Source organism: Duganella sp. S19_KUP01_CR8, assembly GCF_036688705.1.
In the GTDB taxonomy this organism is placed as follows: domain Bacteria; phylum Pseudomonadota; class Gammaproteobacteria; order Burkholderiales; family Burkholderiaceae_D; genus Rugamonas.
Window position 1 is genome coordinate 297058 of record NZ_JAQQPR010000002.1, and the last position, 14923, is coordinate 311980.

Genomic DNA, 14923 nt, shown 5'->3' on the forward strand with positions numbered 1-14923 from the left:
CCGCTATTTAATAAGCCGGCGGGCCACTGCGGTGGCGGCAACGAAGCCGCTATGCATTGCGCAGACCAGGCGATTTCTAACGCCTGTCCGCATCAGCAGCACATGCCCGCGTTGCACCGTGACATTGCTTGATTGGTAGCTGTGGCCGGGCGTGCCGTAGCCGAGATCGATGCAGACGAAGCGGTGGCCGCACAGATCCTCAATCGCCATATGCAGTATCGTCGTCCCCACTGATAAATGGTCGAGCGCGCTATCGTGGAAGATGTTGAACAGGTGTAGCGTGTCGCTCGATCGCAAGCCGAGTATCAACGCACAGGGCTGGCCGCCGCAATCGATTTGGTAGCACAGCAGCATGCCGTGTTGCGCCAGTCCCTGCATTTCCTCCTCCGTCCATAGCTGCGCGCGATGTTCCGGCGTGATCAGCCTGGCCAGCGCCTCCAGCATGGACGCCAATTGCTCCGGCCGTTCAATGCGATGCAAATCCAGCTGGCCGCCGCCGTGGTCGCGCAACTGTCGTTGTTGCCGCTTGAGGTTGTAGCGCCGCTTGGAACCGAACTGCGCCATGAAGGCTTCGAAGCTGGCTGGCAAGGGAATCTGATGGCAGTCGCGCCAGTTGTTCAGCAAGTGCTTGCGATAGCCACGTGCGTTGCCGGCGTCGTCGCTGATGCTGCGCCATAGCTTGCTATCCGACGGCAACGACGTCAGCGAAATCGCGTGACACTTGGGGAACTGCTCCAGCAGGAATTCAAACAGCAAATCCAGCAAGCCCGGCCGCGCGGACATCAATGGCGCGCTACCGAGCAGGGCCACGCTGAATGCCGGCAACGAACCGAAGCGCCAGCGGCCTGCGCTGAATTCAAAACTGTGATGCCGCAGTACCAGGGGCACCACGCCGACCACGGTTCGGCTGGCACGCTCCAGCACGGTGAACAGCCGTGGCGGCGCATGGCGTGTGGCCGTACCGAGCAGATAGTCGAAGAACTCCGGACTCTGATATACGCGATCGTGACTTTCGCTCTCGGCCAGCAACTCGCGCCAGCGCAGCAGGAGGGCGCTGTCGCCGATGCGGTCGCTGGCGTCTTCAATGAGGTAGGTATCGTTGGACATGGTCGCAAGACGATCCCACATCCGGCTCCACCGCTTCTTGATGCAGGTCGAAGCGATGCGATCAGCGGCGTCGGCGCCACATTGTGTCCATCAAGGGCTTGACACTGAAGCCGTGCACCAGTATCGACATCATGATGACAAACAGCGCGATGCGCGTCAGCTGCGCCGCCAGTTCCGGCGCCAGGCCCGCCTCGATGGCGAACATCAGGTAGTAGATCGAGCCGATGCCGCGCACGCCGAACCAGCCGGTCATGGCGCGCATGCGCAGGCTGGTGTCGCTGCCGATCAAACCCGCGAACACACTCAACGGACGCGCGATCACGAACAGGAACAAGGCCATCCACAAGGCATCCCACTGCATGCTTTTCAGCGACAACATGCCGCCCAGCAGCAACACCAGCGTCAGCTCGGACAGGCGCTCCAGATGCTCCTTGAATACCAGCGAACCGGCGCTGACGATGAGTGGCGCTTCGTGGGTTTCGCTGGTCTTGGCGGCTTCGGATTTTGCCGTGTCCGGTTCCATCAGGCCGTGGCGGTCCTTGGGGGCACCGGCCAGCACCAGTTCTGTCTGCCGCAGGGCGAACGCCGCGAAGAACACCGCCAGGAAGCCCGACGCCTTGCACAAAGTCGCCAGGCCGTACACCACGGCGATCATGCCCAGCCCTACCAGGTCATCCATGATTTCGTGCTTGGGATCGCAGCCGCGCAGACGCCAGCTCAGCCGCGCCACCAGCGCGCCGGCCGCCACGCCGATCAGCACCGCGCCCGCCGTGGCCCACAACACGTCGACCAGCAGCCAGCGCAGGTAGTGTTCGCCGGTATCGACCACGCCCAGCATGCCGAGGCCGAGCATGACGAAGGGGAAGGCGCTGCCATCGTTCATGCCAGCCTCGCAGGTTAGGGTGAAGCGCAGTTGGTCCTTGTCGCCGGCGTGGCGCACCTGGACGTCGGTGGCCAGCACCGGATCGGTGGGCGCCAGGATGCCTCCGAGCAGGACGGCGGCGCCGGCCGGCAGCTGCAGCACGTAGTAGCCGAACAGCGCCACCAGCCCCACCGTCAGCGACATCGACAGCCAGGCCAGCCGCAGCGGCGCGTCCCAGCGCTTGCGCTTGAACGGCACCGGCATCTTGATGCCGGCGGAGAACAGCGAGATCAGCAGCGCGGTCTCGGTCAGCACTTCCAGCAAGGCCGATTGCAGCTTGGGATCGAAGCCGAAGATGTTGAGAAAGGTCGGCCCCAGCAAGACGCCGACGCCAAGGTAGACGATGGCGGAGGTGAAGGGCGACTTCGAGACCGTGGAGGCCGCAAGTCCGCGCGCCAGCATCAGGCAGCCGACGAGCAGGAACCATTGAGTAGTGTTCACACGCTTTCCTTCGCAGTGACGAGTCAGATGCTAGGCGCGTTTCGTGTTGAGGTCTGTGGGGTAGAGCACCCTGCGCGTAGCGGCAGGGGCGGGAAGGGCGCCGGCGAGGCAGGTGGCCTCGCCGGGCAAACAGCGGAATTATTTCAGCAGGGAATGCTTGCGGGCATAGCCGAAGTAGATGGCCAGGCCTATCACCAGCCAGATCACGAAGGCAACCCAGGTGAACCAGCTCAGGTAGGTCATCAGCATGACGCAGAAGATCACGGCCAGCGCCGGAATCACCGGCACGCCAGGGCAACGGAACGCGCGCTTGAGGTCGGGACGCGTCTTGCGCAGGATGACCACGGCGATCGAGACCAGGCTGAAGGCGGCCAGCGTGCCGATGTTGATCAGCTCGGTCAGCACGTTCAGCGGCACCACGGCGGCGATCAGGCCGAACACGATGCCGACCAGCCAGGTCGCGAAGAACGGCGTATGGAAGCGCGGGTGCACGGTCGACAGGCGTTTAGGTAGCAGGCCGTCGCGCGACATGGCGAAGATGATGCGGGTCTGGCCGTAGGCCATCACCAGGATCACGGTGGTCATGCCGAGAATGGCGCCCAGATTGACGAAGCCGGCGAACCATTTTTCACCGGCCACTTCCAACGCCAGCGACACCGGATGGTCGATGCCCAGGAACTGCTTGTACGGCACGATGCCGGTCATGATGGCCGAAACGATCACATACAGGACGGTGCAGACGGCCAGCGAACCGATGATGCCGATAGGCAGGTCGCGCGACGGGCGCTTGACTTCTTCGGCGGCCGAGGTCACCGCATCGAAACCGATGAAGGCGAAGAACACCAGCGCGGCGGCGCTCAGCATGCCGTTGTAGCCAAACGGTAAAAACGGTTTCCAGTTGGCCGGCTCGACGTGACGCGCGCCGACGACGATGAACAGTATCACCACGCCGATCTTGATGGCCACCATGATGTTGTTCAGGCGGGCCGATTCACGCACGCCCCAGCTCAGCATGGCGGTCAGGATCAGCATGATGCACAGCGCCGGCAGGTTGATCAGCGTATGCACGCCGGGCAAGGCGCCGGGCGCGGCCGTGAGCTCGACCGGCAGGTTGATGCCGAAGCCGGCGATCAGCGACTGGAAGTAGCCGGACCAGCCGACCGACACGGCCGAAGTGGCCAGGCCGTATTCCAGCAGCAAGTCCCAGCCTATCATCCAGGCGGCCAGTTCGCCCAGGGTGGCGTAGGTGTAGGTGTAGATGGAGCCGGCCACCGGCACGGTGGAGGCGAATTCGGCGTAGCAGAGGGCGGCGAAGCCGCAGGCGATCGCGGCGACCACGAAGGACAGGGTCAGCGCTGGGCCGGCCGTCACCGCGCCGGTGCCCGTCAGTACGAAAATACCGGTGCCGACAATGGCGCCGATGCCCATGAGAATGAGGTCGAAGGGACCGAGTACTTTCGCCAGGCCGCCGGGTTTGCGGCTGTTGGCGATCATATCGTCCAGGTTCTTAGTGCGAAAAAGGCTCAAAATGGCTCCAGTTTTATTTTGGTTATCTCCGTACCCGAGTCTGTGCCTTGTGGGCGCTCGGGCGACGGCAAATAATACAGTAAGTTTCTGGCTCTGCCGAGAGAGTTATGTTGTTAATAACGATGAGATATATAGCAGGAAACGATCCTCCAGTTTGCCAAGGTCCAGGCCGGTGATCTCGCCGATGCGGCGTAGCCGGTAATCCAGCGTGTTGCGGTGCACGTGCAGGGCTTCGGCGGTGGCGGCCGGGTGACCGTCGTGTTCAAACCACACATTGAGCGTGCGTTGCAGTAACTCCTTGTTTTTATCCTGCGCCTTGAGCCGGGCGATGGGCAGGCGCAGCTGGGCCGCCTCCCAGCCCGAACCCAGCCCCGACAGCAGCACCGGCAGGGTTTGCTCGTAGTAGCTGAAGCGGGAGCGGCGCGGATGGTGGGCGCGGCCGATGCGGGCGGCGGTCTGCGCGCTCTGGTAGGAAATCGCCACCCCGGCCATGCCGGACTGGGCGATGCCCATCGTCAGCGCGTGCGGCTGCTGGCATTCCTCGTGCAGGATGGCGGCCAGCGCTTGCAGCTGGCGCTGCGGCCAATGGGCGTCGTCGGCGGGCGGGGCGTCGTAGAAGTCCAGCAACACCAGCTGGTGCGCGCCGGCGGAGGCCGTCAGCGCCGACGGCTGTCGCGCCAGCATGCGCAGTTGCAGGCGCTGGAGTTCGCTGAGCGCCTGGTCGGTGCCCATGGCCTTGTCGTCCAGTTCCAGCAGGAACACCAGATGGCTGCGCTCGAAATTGACGCCCAGCCGCCGCGCCCAGGCGGCCAGGTCGGCCTCGCGCGCCGTTTCGTAGCGGATCAGGCTGAGCACGAAGGCTTCGCGGTAGCGCGAATCGCGTTGCAACTCGCCGGCCAGGTGGGCCTGTTCGAGGATCATCTCCGCCGTCAACCGCACCAGTTCGCCGAACTGGCGCACCTGGTCCGGCACGCCGCTCAGGCCGACCGCGCCGCAGACCTGGCCGTTGACCGTCAGCGGCAGGTTGATGCCGGGCTGGGCGCCGTGCATATTGCGGGCGCTGGCGCTGTCGATCTCCACCGTCAGCCGCTTGGCCAGGGCCAGCATGGCGCCGGCGTGCAGCTCGCCGATGCGGGTCGGATTGCCGCTGGCCAGGATGGTGCCGTTGGCATCCATCACGTTGACGTTGTAGGGGATGATCTTCATGGTCCGGCTGACGATGTCCTGGGCCAGCTCGGTGCTGAGTATGTACATAGGCGTTTCTCCTCGTCCTACATTGTGCCAAAGAACAAGGAATTCACATAAATTCAGTGCTTGCAAACGCATTTATTGTGCAGATGCCCAACAAATGCCCGATCTGGGCCGGAATTATGGTGCGTTTGGCCGATGTTTTTTCGGCGTCGATTCCAGATAATCGTCTGCACAGACTACCTATAAAAACCAAGGAGACAAGCATGAACACCACCACCACCGCCACGCCGTGGCCGGCGGCGTCCGTCCTGGACGGCGCGTACAAGAAGGCCAGCTGGCACCTGATACCGTTTATCTTCATCTGCTACTTCTTCAACTACCTGGACCGCGTCAACGTCGGCTTCGCCAAGCTGGAGATGCTGGACGCCCTCCATCTGAGCAATACCGTGTACGGATTGGGTGCGGGCATCTTCTTCATCGGCTACGTGCTCAGCGGCGTGCCGAGCAACCTGATCCTCCACAAGATCGGCGCCCGACGCTGGATCGCGACGATGATGGTGGCCTGGGGCGCCTTGTCGGCCTGCATGCTGTTCGTGCACAACCCCACCTCGTTCTACGTGCTGCGCTTCTTTACGGGCGTGGCCGAGGCCGGCTTCTTCCCCGGCATGGTGCTGTACTTCACACACTGGTTCCCGGCGCAGAAGCGCGGCCAGGTGATGGCGCTGTTCATGTCGGCGATACCGATTTCCGGCCTGGTCGGCGGTCCGCTGTCGGGCTGGATGTTGCAGCACTTTTCGGCCGGGCAGGGCGGCATGGCTGGCTGGCAGTGGCTGTTCCTGCTGCAGGGCTTGCCGACCGTGATCCTCGGCGTGGCCGTGTACTTCTACCTGAACGACGGCATCACCCAGGCCAAATGGCTGACCGCCGAAGAAAAAGGCGCGATGCAAGCGGCGCTGGTCGCCGACGAACAGCAGCGCCAGGCCAGCAGCGACGTCGGCCAGACCTTCTCGGCCGTGCTGCGCAATGGCAGCGTGTGGATGCTGGGCGTGATCTACTTCTGCATCCAGATGGGCGTGTACGCGATCAACTTCTGGCTGCCGTCCATCATCAAGTCGCTGGGCTACCAGAGCTCGTCCACGGTCGGCTGGCTGAGCGCGATTCCCTACCTGTGCGCCGCCTTGTTCATGGTGTGGGCCGGCCGCTCGGCGGACCAGCGCCGCGAACGCCGCCTGCACGTGTCGCTGCCGATGGTGATGGGCCTCACCGGCCTGATGCTGGCGGCTAACTTCTCCAGCAACGCGCTGGTCGTGATGGTCGGCCTGAGCATGGCCACCATGGGCGCGCTGGCGGCGCTGGCGATGTTCTGGTCCCTCCCTGCCGCCTTCCTGGGCAGCGCGGCGGCGGCCGGCGGCCTGGCGCTGATCAACTCGCTGGGCCAGATCGCCGGCTTCGTCAGCCCCTTCCTGGTCGGCTGGATCAAGGACGCCACCCAGAGCACCGATACGGCGCTGTATATTTTGTCCAGCGTGCTGCTGCTTGGTGCGATACTGGTGCTGCGCGTACCCGCCAAACTGGTCAACCGTTGATAGAGTTCTTCGATGAAAATAGTCATAGCGCCCGATTCGTTTAAAGAGAGCCTGACCGCCATGGCGGTCGCCAACGAAATCGAGGCCGGCTTCCGCGAGTTCTTCCCCGACGCGGAATACGTCAAGCTGCCGGTGGCCGACGGCGGCGAAGGCACGGTGCAGGCGATGATCGATGCCAGCGGCGGCCGTCGCGTGGAGCTGCAAGTGTCCGGCCCGCTGGGCGAGCCGGTGGCGGCGTTCTACGGCCTGATGGGCGACGGCGCGACGGCGGTGATCGAAATGGCCGCCGCCAGCGGCCTGGAACTGGTGCCCACGGCGCAACGCGATCCGCTGCGCACCAGCAGCTACGGCACCGGCCAGTTGATCCGCGACGCGCTCGACGCCGGCGCCCGCCGCTTCGTGCTGGGCGTGGGCGGCAGCGCCACCAACGACGGCGGCGCCGGCATGGTGCAGGCGCTGGGCGGACGCTTGCTGGACGCGGCCGGCCGCGACCTGCAGCCCGGTGGCGGCGCGCTGGACGGCTTGCAGCACATCGACCTGTCCGGCCTGGACGCCCGCATCAAGGACTGCGTGTTCGACATCGCCTGCGATGTCAGCAATCCGCTGGTGGGGCCGCAGGGCGCTTCCCATATCTTCGGCCCGCAAAAGGGCGCCACCCCGGCGATGGTCGAACGGCTGGACGCCAACCTGCGCCACTACGCCGACGTCATCGCCCGTGAGCTGGGCCGGCAGGTGGCCGACGTGCCGGGCGCCGGCGCAGGTGGCGGCATCGGCGCGGCGATGCTGGTGTTCCTGGGCGGTAGCTTGCGTCCCGGTAGCGAGATCGTCACGGCGGCGGTGGGCCTGGACGCGGCCGTGGCCGACGCCGACCTGGTCATCACCGGCGAAGGCCGCATCGACAGCCAGTCCATCCACGGCAAGACGCCGATCGGCGTGGCCCGCGTGGCGCAGCGGCACGGCAAGCCGGTGATCGCGATCGCCGGCTGCCTGGCGCCGGGCGCCGCCGTGGTGCACCAGCATGGCATCCATGCGGTGTTCGCCGCGGTCAGCCGGCCATGCACGGTCGAGCAGGCGCTGGCCGAGGCGGCGCAGAATGTGCGCAGCGCCGCCCGCAATATCGCGGCCGTGCTAAGCCTGGGCGCCAGGCTGTAGCAGACTGTAGCACTGGCGGCGCTAAGGGCCGCTCATCTGTGCTAGAGTCGTTCTCGTCCCAGTCACCGACGTCGAGAATGAAGCCAGTCGTCCATCGCCCCCTGCCATCGATTCGAACGCAGATCTACACACTGGTGTGGGCCTGCGCTTTGCCGGCCGTGGTCGGGATCGCGCTGCTGGCGAATCATTTCTATCAACGGGAACGGGCCCAGATCCAGCAAGGAGCGCTGGTCACGGCGCGCGCATTGATCCAGGCGGTCGACCGCGACCTCAATACCGGCATCACCATGGCGAAGGCGCTGGCCAATGCGCCCAGCCTTGACGATGGCGACCTAGCGGCGTTCTACACCTTGGCCAACAAGGCTTTGCGTCCTGAATTCCCCGGCTTTAATTTCGTGCTGAGCGACCGCGATTCGGTCCAGTTGCTGAACACCGTGCGCCCTTTCGGTCCGACGCTCGCCGATCCCGCCAGCCGCGAGCGGATCCGCAAGGTGTTCGACACCGGCCAGACGGTGATCTCCGACGTCTTCATCGGCGGCGCCTTGAAGCGGCCGCTGGTCGCCGTGCATGTGCCGGTGACCAGGGACGGCAAAGTAATCTACTGCCTGTCGGTTGGCTTCGTGCCGGAGCGCCTGGGCATGGTGCTGCGGGAGCAGAACCTGCCTGGCGACCGCGTGGCAGGCATCTTCGATTCGAACGGCGTGATTGTGGCGCGATCGAAGGATGCGGAACGCTATGTGGGCAAGCCCGGATCGGCCTCGCTGCGGGCCAGGATGGCCGACGGTGGCGAGGCGACGTTTGAGTCGGTGACGTTGGACGGCACGCCGGTCTATTCGATGTACAGCAGTTCGAAGATGTCCGGTTGGGCGGTGGCGATCGGCGTGCCGCGCAGTACGGTGCTGTCGGAGATGCTGGCCTCGATCCGGTGGATCATCGTGATCGTGGCCGGCCTGCTCGGCGTAGGGTTGGGTGTCGCCTGGTATTTCGCCCGCCGCATCAACTATTCGGTCAGCGCGCTGTCCCGCGCCGCCAGCGCCCTCGGCAAGGATGGCGACCTGCGGCTGGAGGACGTGAAGCCGGTATTCCGCGAAGTCGACGACGCCGTCCGCACCATGCAGGCGGTGGAGTCGGAACTCCAGCAGTATCGCAACCGCCTGGAGAGCGCGATCGAGGAGCGTACCTTGCAGCTGCAATCGGCGCAGCGCGAAGCGATCAACAAGGAACTGCGCACCCGCACCGTGATGGACAATGTCGGCGACGGCATCATCACCATCAATGCCGCCGGCGTCATCGAAACCTTCAACCATGCGGCTTGCGGCATTTTCGGCTACACGCCGGAGGAAGCGATAGGCAGCAACATCATGCGCATGATGCCGGCCACCATGCGCGGCGCGCACCATGCAGGCATGGCGCGCTACTTGGGGGGCGGCGTCCCCGCCGTGGTGGGCAAGAACAACGTCGAGCTGCTCGGCCTGCGCAAGGACGGCGCCACGTTTGCGCTGGAGCTGTCGATACGCGCGCTGCTGATCGATGGCCAGCAGCTGTTCGTCGGCATCGTGCGCGACGTCACGGAGCGCAAGCGGGCCGAGAGGGAGTTGCGGCTGGCGATGGAGCAGGTGCAGATCGCCAGCGCCGCCAAGGATGTCTTCGTGGCGAACATGAGCCATGAGCTGCGCACGCCGATGAATGCGGTGCTGGGCATGGCGCACCTGCTCAATACCACCGGGCTGTCGCCGGAGCAGGGCCGCTATCTGGAAATGATACGGGCTTCGGGCCAGTCCCTGCTCGGCATATTGAACGACATCCTCGACTTCTCCAAGATGGAAGCCGGGAAGATCGAAGTGCATCCGGTGCGATTCCTGCTGGAGGAAGTGCTGCATTCGCTGGCCAGCATCATGAGCGTCACCGTCGGCGAGAAGAACCTGGAACTGTGCCTGGGCGTGGAGCCGGACGTGCCGCGCGCGCTGGTCGGCGATGCGCTGCGCCTGCAGCAGATCCTGGTCAACCTGGCCGGCAATGCCATCAAGTTCACCGAACAGGGCGAAGTCTCGGTGCTGGTGGAGCGCGCCAGCGGCCAGGGCGCGTCGCTGCTGCTGCGCTTCACCGTGCGCGATACCGGCATCGGCATGAACGATGAACAGTTGGCGCGGCTGTTCACGCCGTTCACGCAGGCCGACCTGTCCACCACGCGGCGCTACGGCGGCACCGGCCTGGGGCTGACCATTTCCAAAGGGCTGATCGAACTGCTGGGCGGCGCCATCGAGGTACGCAGCGCGGCCGGCACGGGTAGCGCGTTCACCTTTACGCTGCCGATGAAACAGGCCGATTCGGCCGAGGCGCCAAGGACTGGCCGGCGCCGGCATCTGCTGGTGGTGGACGACAATTCGACCAGCCGCGACTTCCTCGGCAAGACCATCCACGCCTGGAACTGGAGCTGCGACGTCGTCGCCACGGGGCAGGAAGCGCTGGCGTTGATACGCTCCGGCCGCGTCTACGATGCGGCGCTGGTCGACTGGCAGATGCCGGGCATGGACGGCCCGGCCACCATGCGCGCGGTGCAGGAGGAATCCGGCACGCCGGTGATCTGCATGGTCAACGCCTACGGCCGCAGCAGGCTGGTACAGGACATGGCCGGCGTCAGCGCGCCGGTGTTCCTGACCAAGCCGGTGACGGCGTCCAGCCTGTATGACGCGGTGCAGACCGCGCTGGCGCATCGCCAGGAAGATGTGGCCGACGTTCCGGCCGTGGCGGGCGCCATGGCGCTGGCCGGCGTGCGGGTGCTGCTGGTGGAGGACAATCCGATCAACCAGCAGGTGGCGAAAGGCATATTGGAGCTGGCCGGCGCCACGGTCACCCTGGCGGAACACGGCGAGAAGGCGCTGGAACTGCTGCGCGGCGATCTGCGCTGCGACCTGGTGCTGATGGATGTGCAGATGCCGGTGATGGACGGCTTTACCGCCACCCGCGCGATCCGCGATGAACTGGGCTTGACCTTGCCGGTGATCGCGATGACGGCCGGCGTGATGGAGTCCGAGCGCGAACAATGCATCGCCGCCGGCATGGACGATTTCATCGGCAAGCCGGTGGACGTGGAGCAGATGTTCGCCACCATCGCGAAGCACCTTTTATAAAGTGCGCAGGCGCTCGATATACCATTCAGGAAAACCGTATTCGCGGGCCGCTGCAATCAGATGGCCAATATATTCGGCATCCGCAGGCTGATCGCCGCGCGACGGCGGGATGTAGCACATGGCTGGCAGCAGGCCGCCGAGGCGCGATTCCACCAATACCGCTTCCGGCAGAAAGACGCCGACGCCGCTCATCGAGTACAGGCGTTCGAGTTCCTGATGCGTCGCATGCACCAGAATGCCGTAGATCGAGTGCTGATCGGAACGGCTGATGTAGGCATGCGGGCAAAACGCGATGTCGAATCCGGAAAGCCTTACCACTTCGATGGTTTCGGGTTGAAAACCACCGCGTGCCAATACGTCCCGGCGGATGAAGCTGCCGTAAAAAAATACCGGAATCCGTTTGGCGGTCGCTGCAGGTGCAAGGGTAGACATGTTTTATTCCCGTTCAAAGTTCGATGTCGAGATGATATATTGACCACATGACATCGATCCGCCAAACCCTATCGCCCAAGCGCCAACATGATGAAGCATCCTGGCGCGTGCTGGCAAAGCGGCATGAGCCTGGCTCCGTCCTGCCGGAGCATAAACATCAAACCGGGCAATTGGTATTTGCGCTATCTGGTGTGATGCTGGTGCGGACCGGCTCGATGCTCTGGTCGGTGCCGCCGCAACGCGCGTTGTGGGTTCCGGCCGGGCATCTGCACACGATCGAGATGCTGTCGCCGGTCGAGATGCGGACTGTCTATTTCCGTCCCGAGCTGATCGCGGAATGCGACGGCTTCCTGCGCAGGTCGGAGGTGCACGCGGTGGTGGCATCGCCGCTACTCAAGGAGCTGGTCGTAGGACTGTTCGATCTGCGGAATGCGCCGGACGCGCTGTGCTTGATGGCGCGCCTTTTGTTGTGCACCTTGCGTGAGACATCCTTGCTGCCAAGCTATCTGCCCATGCCCAAGAACCAGCGGCTGCATGGAGCATTGACGAAGCTTCTGGCAAACAATGACTGGCATTGGACCGCGCAAGAGATAGCAGCATACGCCGCCATGTCCGAACGCACATTCAGCCGCCATTTCAATGCCGATGTCGGCCTGAGTTTCCGGGTCTGGCGACAACGTGCCCGCATCATTGCCTCGCTTGACATGCTGGCGTCGAACTGCTCCATAAAATCCACGGCCCATGCCATGCAGTTCGCCACCCCGGCTGCCTACACCGCAGCCTTTCGAAAACTGATAGGCTGCGCGCCGAATGTGTTCCGGAACGAAGACCAAGGCGGCATGCCCGCCGGGCGGCGGAACTAGAAGAAGGTATTGACGGCGCCGCGCACCTTGTAGTCGTCGTCCACGGTCAGCAGCAGCGGCCATTTGTCGAACGTGGTGCAGGGGTGCGAGATGCCGCAGCCTATCAGGTCGCCGACCGCCAACTCGCCGCTGATCGGATGATCCTCCGGCAAACGCAGATACGCGTGCTGGTCGTTCATCTTCTCGATGCGGCATCCTTCCGGCAGCGCCGTGGGCTTGTCGGCGCCGGGACGGTGCGATACCAGCGCGCGCGGCAGCTCCATGTCGTAGGAGGCGTCACGCTTGCCCATGCCGAGGATGGCCAGCGTGGGCTCGGGCCGCGACAGCACCATGCTCCAGACCTCCAGCGCCGGCCGCAGACCCTGTCCAGGCGCCAGGCCTTCGCGCGCGTTCAGCTGCTCGATCAGGCCGTGATAGAAGCCGTGGTCATTGGTCAGGTAGCAGCCGCTGCGCAGCACCGGCAGCACGGGACGGGACAAATTCTTCACCTGCGCGAAGCCGCTGGCGACAAAATCGAAATAGGCCGAACCGCCGGCCGACAGCAGGATCTCGCCGCGCTTGAACAGCTGCTCGGCGTCGGCCTGGCGCAGCAGGTCGGACAGCTGGGTGACGAACTGGCGGACCGCTTCGTGGTCCCGGTCGCGGTCCGGACCGACCAGCAGGCCTTCATAGCCTTCGATGCCGGCCAGTTCCAGTCCTGGCGCGGCGGCGACTTCGCGCGCCAGTGCCAAGGCCTCGTCCATGCTGCGGCAGCCGGCCCGTTTGCCGGCCAGGCCCAATTCCACCAGCAGCGGCAGCGGCCTTTCCATGCGTTGCTGTTGCGCCGCCTGCGACAGGCGCGCAACGCCGGCGCTGGAATCGACCAGCGCGTAGAACTCGAATGACGGATCGCGCTGCATCAGCGTCAGCACGGCCTTGATGTCGGCCGGCGCCACCAGCTGGTTCGCCAGCAGCACGCGGCGCACGCCGTAGCGGTAGGCGACCTGCACCTGCGCCGCCGTCGCCAACGTCATGCCCCAGGCGCCGTTGGCCAGTTGGGCGTTGAACAATTGGGGGCTCATGGTGGTCTTGCCGTGCGGCGCCAGCTGCACGCCGTACTGCTCGCAGAAGCGGCGCATCCATTGCAGGTTGTGCTCCAGTGCGGAGGTCTTCAGCAGCGCGACCGGGAAGCTGGTGTCGGCGCGCAGCACGTTCCACTGGCGGGCGCCGATGTCGCCCTGGCGCAGCGGCTGCGTGATCGGCAGGCCTTTCACGCCGGGGTGCAGCAGTTGATCTTCCAGTTTCATCATGGTGGCGGTGCGATTCAAGTGTGGCTCCTGCGGTCGAAAGTGTGTAACGTGGCGCCCAACGCCTGAAGGCGGTCGCGGCGCAGCATGCCGTAGTTGTAGAATCCGAAATGACGGATGCCCAGTTCCCACAAGCCTTGCAGGGCTTGCGGCAGTTGCGCGCCGTCGGCCAGGTCTGGTGGGCCGGGACGCAGGATGGCGCGGATGCGGTCCGGGGCGCCGATGCGGCGGATGCAGTCCCACGCATCGCTGCTGACCGCTGCGGCGTCAGCCTCGTAGAACGGTATCTCCAGCCAGTCTGCCACGCCGGACAGCGCGCGCAGGTCGGTGCCCTCCAGCCAGCTCTGGGCGGTGGGCCGCTGCACGGTCGCCACCACGGACAACTGCACCTGTGGCGGCATGGCGGCGCGAATGGCGCCGACCAGTTGCGTGACGCGACGCTGCCGCAAGCGGTTCAGCGCGGCCAGGTCGTTATCTGCCAGCAGGTCGGCGGCCAGCCATGCCGCGGCTTGGGTGGGCGTGGCATCGACGGGGGCGTCGAGATAATTGTCGATGTCGCGGCGGATGCGGGTGCGCAGGCCGTCCATGTCGATGTCGGCGGCTTTGCCGGCGGCCATGCAGGCGTCGCAGAAGCACAGGCCGAGCATGGAGTCGAGCCAGAGGTTGCTGCGAACCTGGGCGAATTCATGATGGTAGCCGTGGGCGTAGGGCAGCCAACCCGGCGTTTCGATCACCACGCTGGCGACGCCGCGCGCGGCCACGTCGGCGCTGAGCGCCACCGCATAGTCGAACACCGGCTGCTGCATCGGGCAAAGGCTGTACAGGTAGCCGTCGCCGTAGGCGTTGCGCGCGGTGTACTGGGGGTGTGCGGCGCCAAGGCGGCTGTTGTGCAGCAGTACAGTCCATGCGTGCACCGCGACGCCACCGTTTGCAACCAGTTGGGGCAGCACCGCGCGCAGCGCCGGCTCGGAATGGGCTTGCGGTTTGAGTTCGCCGTAGCGCGCCAGGTCAGGTTCAAAATAGACCACGCCGTCCTCGGGGAAGATGACGCGCGGCCCGCTGGCGGCATGCGGACGCAGGAATTTTCCGGCATGGTAGCTGACGGCGAGCGTCGCGCCGTTCATGCCCAGGCTGCGCGCCTGGTCTACAAAGCGGTCCACATCCGCGATGTCCCACGGATAACAATACAGCGAGGTATGGTTGGGTGAATTCATGCGCGCCATTCTAGCCTATGCTTCGCCGCTCGGTGCTATATTGGACACACCAAATCGCCGACAGGAGTATG

General features: G+C 64.9%; 11 protein-coding genes. 4 read left to right on the forward strand and 7 right to left on the reverse strand.

The features are described 5' to 3' along the window. Positions 1-3: 3 nt before the first annotated feature. From V6M89_RS03170 to V6M89_RS03185, 4 genes are all read right to left on the reverse strand, one after another. Positions 4-1128 (reverse strand): GNAT family N-acetyltransferase, encoded by a 1125-nt coding sequence (locus V6M89_RS03170; RefSeq protein WP_332851788.1) that lies wholly within the window; start codon positions 1126-1128, stop codon positions 4-6. Between the two features lie 40 nt (positions 1129-1168). Continuing rightward, complete coding sequence (locus V6M89_RS03175; protein WP_332851789.1) at positions 1169-2470, reverse strand: cation:proton antiporter; 1302 nt, start codon at positions 2468-2470, stop codon at positions 1169-1171. A gap of 138 nt (positions 2471-2608) precedes the next feature. Next, complete coding sequence (locus V6M89_RS03180) at positions 2609-3997, reverse strand: amino acid permease (protein ID WP_116989065.1); 1389 nt, start codon at positions 3995-3997, stop codon at positions 2609-2611. A 105-nt stretch (positions 3998-4102) separates the two neighbouring features. Further along, a complete protein-coding gene (locus tag V6M89_RS03185) occupies positions 4103-5251 on the reverse strand; it encodes a sugar diacid recognition domain-containing protein (RefSeq protein WP_332851790.1) in 1149 nt (382 codons plus the stop codon). Positions 5252-5451: 200 nt separating this feature from the next. Here V6M89_RS03185 and V6M89_RS03190 point away from each other — a divergent pair, with 200 nt between their 5' ends. The 3 genes from V6M89_RS03190 to V6M89_RS03200 all read left to right on the forward strand — a co-directional run bounded on the left by V6M89_RS03190 (position 5452) and on the right by V6M89_RS03200 (position 11057). Next, the gene (locus V6M89_RS03190) at positions 5452-6774 is read left to right on the forward strand and encodes an MFS transporter (protein WP_332851791.1); all 1323 of its coding nucleotides are present in this window, start codon (positions 5452-5454) and stop codon (positions 6772-6774) included. Between the two features lie 12 nt (positions 6775-6786). Then, positions 6787-7926, forward strand: a complete 1140-nt coding sequence (locus V6M89_RS03195) for a glycerate kinase (protein ID WP_332851792.1) — start codon at positions 6787-6789, stop codon at positions 7924-7926. Between the two features lie 77 nt (positions 7927-8003). Further along, positions 8004-11057 (forward strand): response regulator, encoded by a 3054-nt coding sequence (locus V6M89_RS03200; RefSeq protein ID WP_332851793.1) that lies wholly within the window; start codon positions 8004-8006, stop codon positions 11055-11057. Here the strand turns inward: V6M89_RS03200 and V6M89_RS03205 are convergent. After that, positions 11052-11489, reverse strand: coding sequence for a gamma-glutamylcyclotransferase family protein (locus V6M89_RS03205; protein WP_332851794.1), 438 nt, complete (start codon positions 11487-11489; stop codon positions 11052-11054). The two genes, V6M89_RS03200 and V6M89_RS03205, sit on opposite strands and share 6 nt — an antisense overlap. Before the next feature lie 47 nt (positions 11490-11536). On the opposite strand from V6M89_RS03205, the gene V6M89_RS03210 reads away from it, so the two are divergent. Beyond that, the gene (locus V6M89_RS03210; protein ID WP_332851795.1) at positions 11537-12352 is read left to right on the forward strand and encodes an AraC family transcriptional regulator; all 816 of its coding nucleotides are present in this window, start codon (positions 11537-11539) and stop codon (positions 12350-12352) included. Here V6M89_RS03210 and V6M89_RS03215 read toward each other — a convergent pair. Next, entirely contained in the window at positions 12349-13659 is a 1311-nt protein-coding gene (locus V6M89_RS03215; RefSeq protein WP_332851796.1) for an amino acid deaminase, read from the reverse strand. The two genes, V6M89_RS03210 and V6M89_RS03215, sit on opposite strands and share 4 nt — an antisense overlap. Beyond that, the gene (locus V6M89_RS03220) at positions 13656-14852 is read right to left on the reverse strand and encodes a hypothetical protein (protein ID WP_332851797.1); all 1197 of its coding nucleotides are present in this window, start codon (positions 14850-14852) and stop codon (positions 13656-13658) included. The genes V6M89_RS03215 and V6M89_RS03220 overlap by 4 nt, the downstream gene beginning before the upstream one ends. Positions 14853-14923 lie beyond the last annotated feature (71 nt).

Bases quoted from the DNA above. Each gene is read 5' to 3' on its own strand.
- V6M89_RS03170 (WP_332851788.1), bottom strand. From the start codon at position 1,128: ATGTGGGATCGTCTTGCGACCATGTCCAACGATACCTACCTCATTGAA.
- V6M89_RS03220 (WP_332851797.1), bottom strand. From the start codon at position 14,852: ATGAATTCACCCAACCATACCTCGCTGTATTGTTATCCGTGGGACATC.
- V6M89_RS03205 (WP_332851794.1), bottom strand. From the start codon at position 11,489: ATGTCTACCCTTGCACCTGCAGCGACCGCCAAACGGATTCCGGTATTT.
- V6M89_RS03200 (WP_332851793.1), top strand. From the start codon at position 8,004: ATGAAGCCAGTCGTCCATCGCCCCCTGCCATCGATTCGAACGCAGATC.
- V6M89_RS03185 (WP_332851790.1), bottom strand. From the start codon at position 5,251: ATGTACATACTCAGCACCGAGCTGGCCCAGGACATCGTCAGCCGGACC.
- V6M89_RS03210 (WP_332851795.1), top strand. From the start codon at position 11,537: ATGACATCGATCCGCCAAACCCTATCGCCCAAGCGCCAACATGATGAA.
- V6M89_RS03195 (WP_332851792.1), top strand. From the start codon at position 6,787: ATGAAAATAGTCATAGCGCCCGATTCGTTTAAAGAGAGCCTGACCGCC.
- V6M89_RS03190 (WP_332851791.1), top strand. From the start codon at position 5,452: ATGAACACCACCACCACCGCCACGCCGTGGCCGGCGGCGTCCGTCCTG.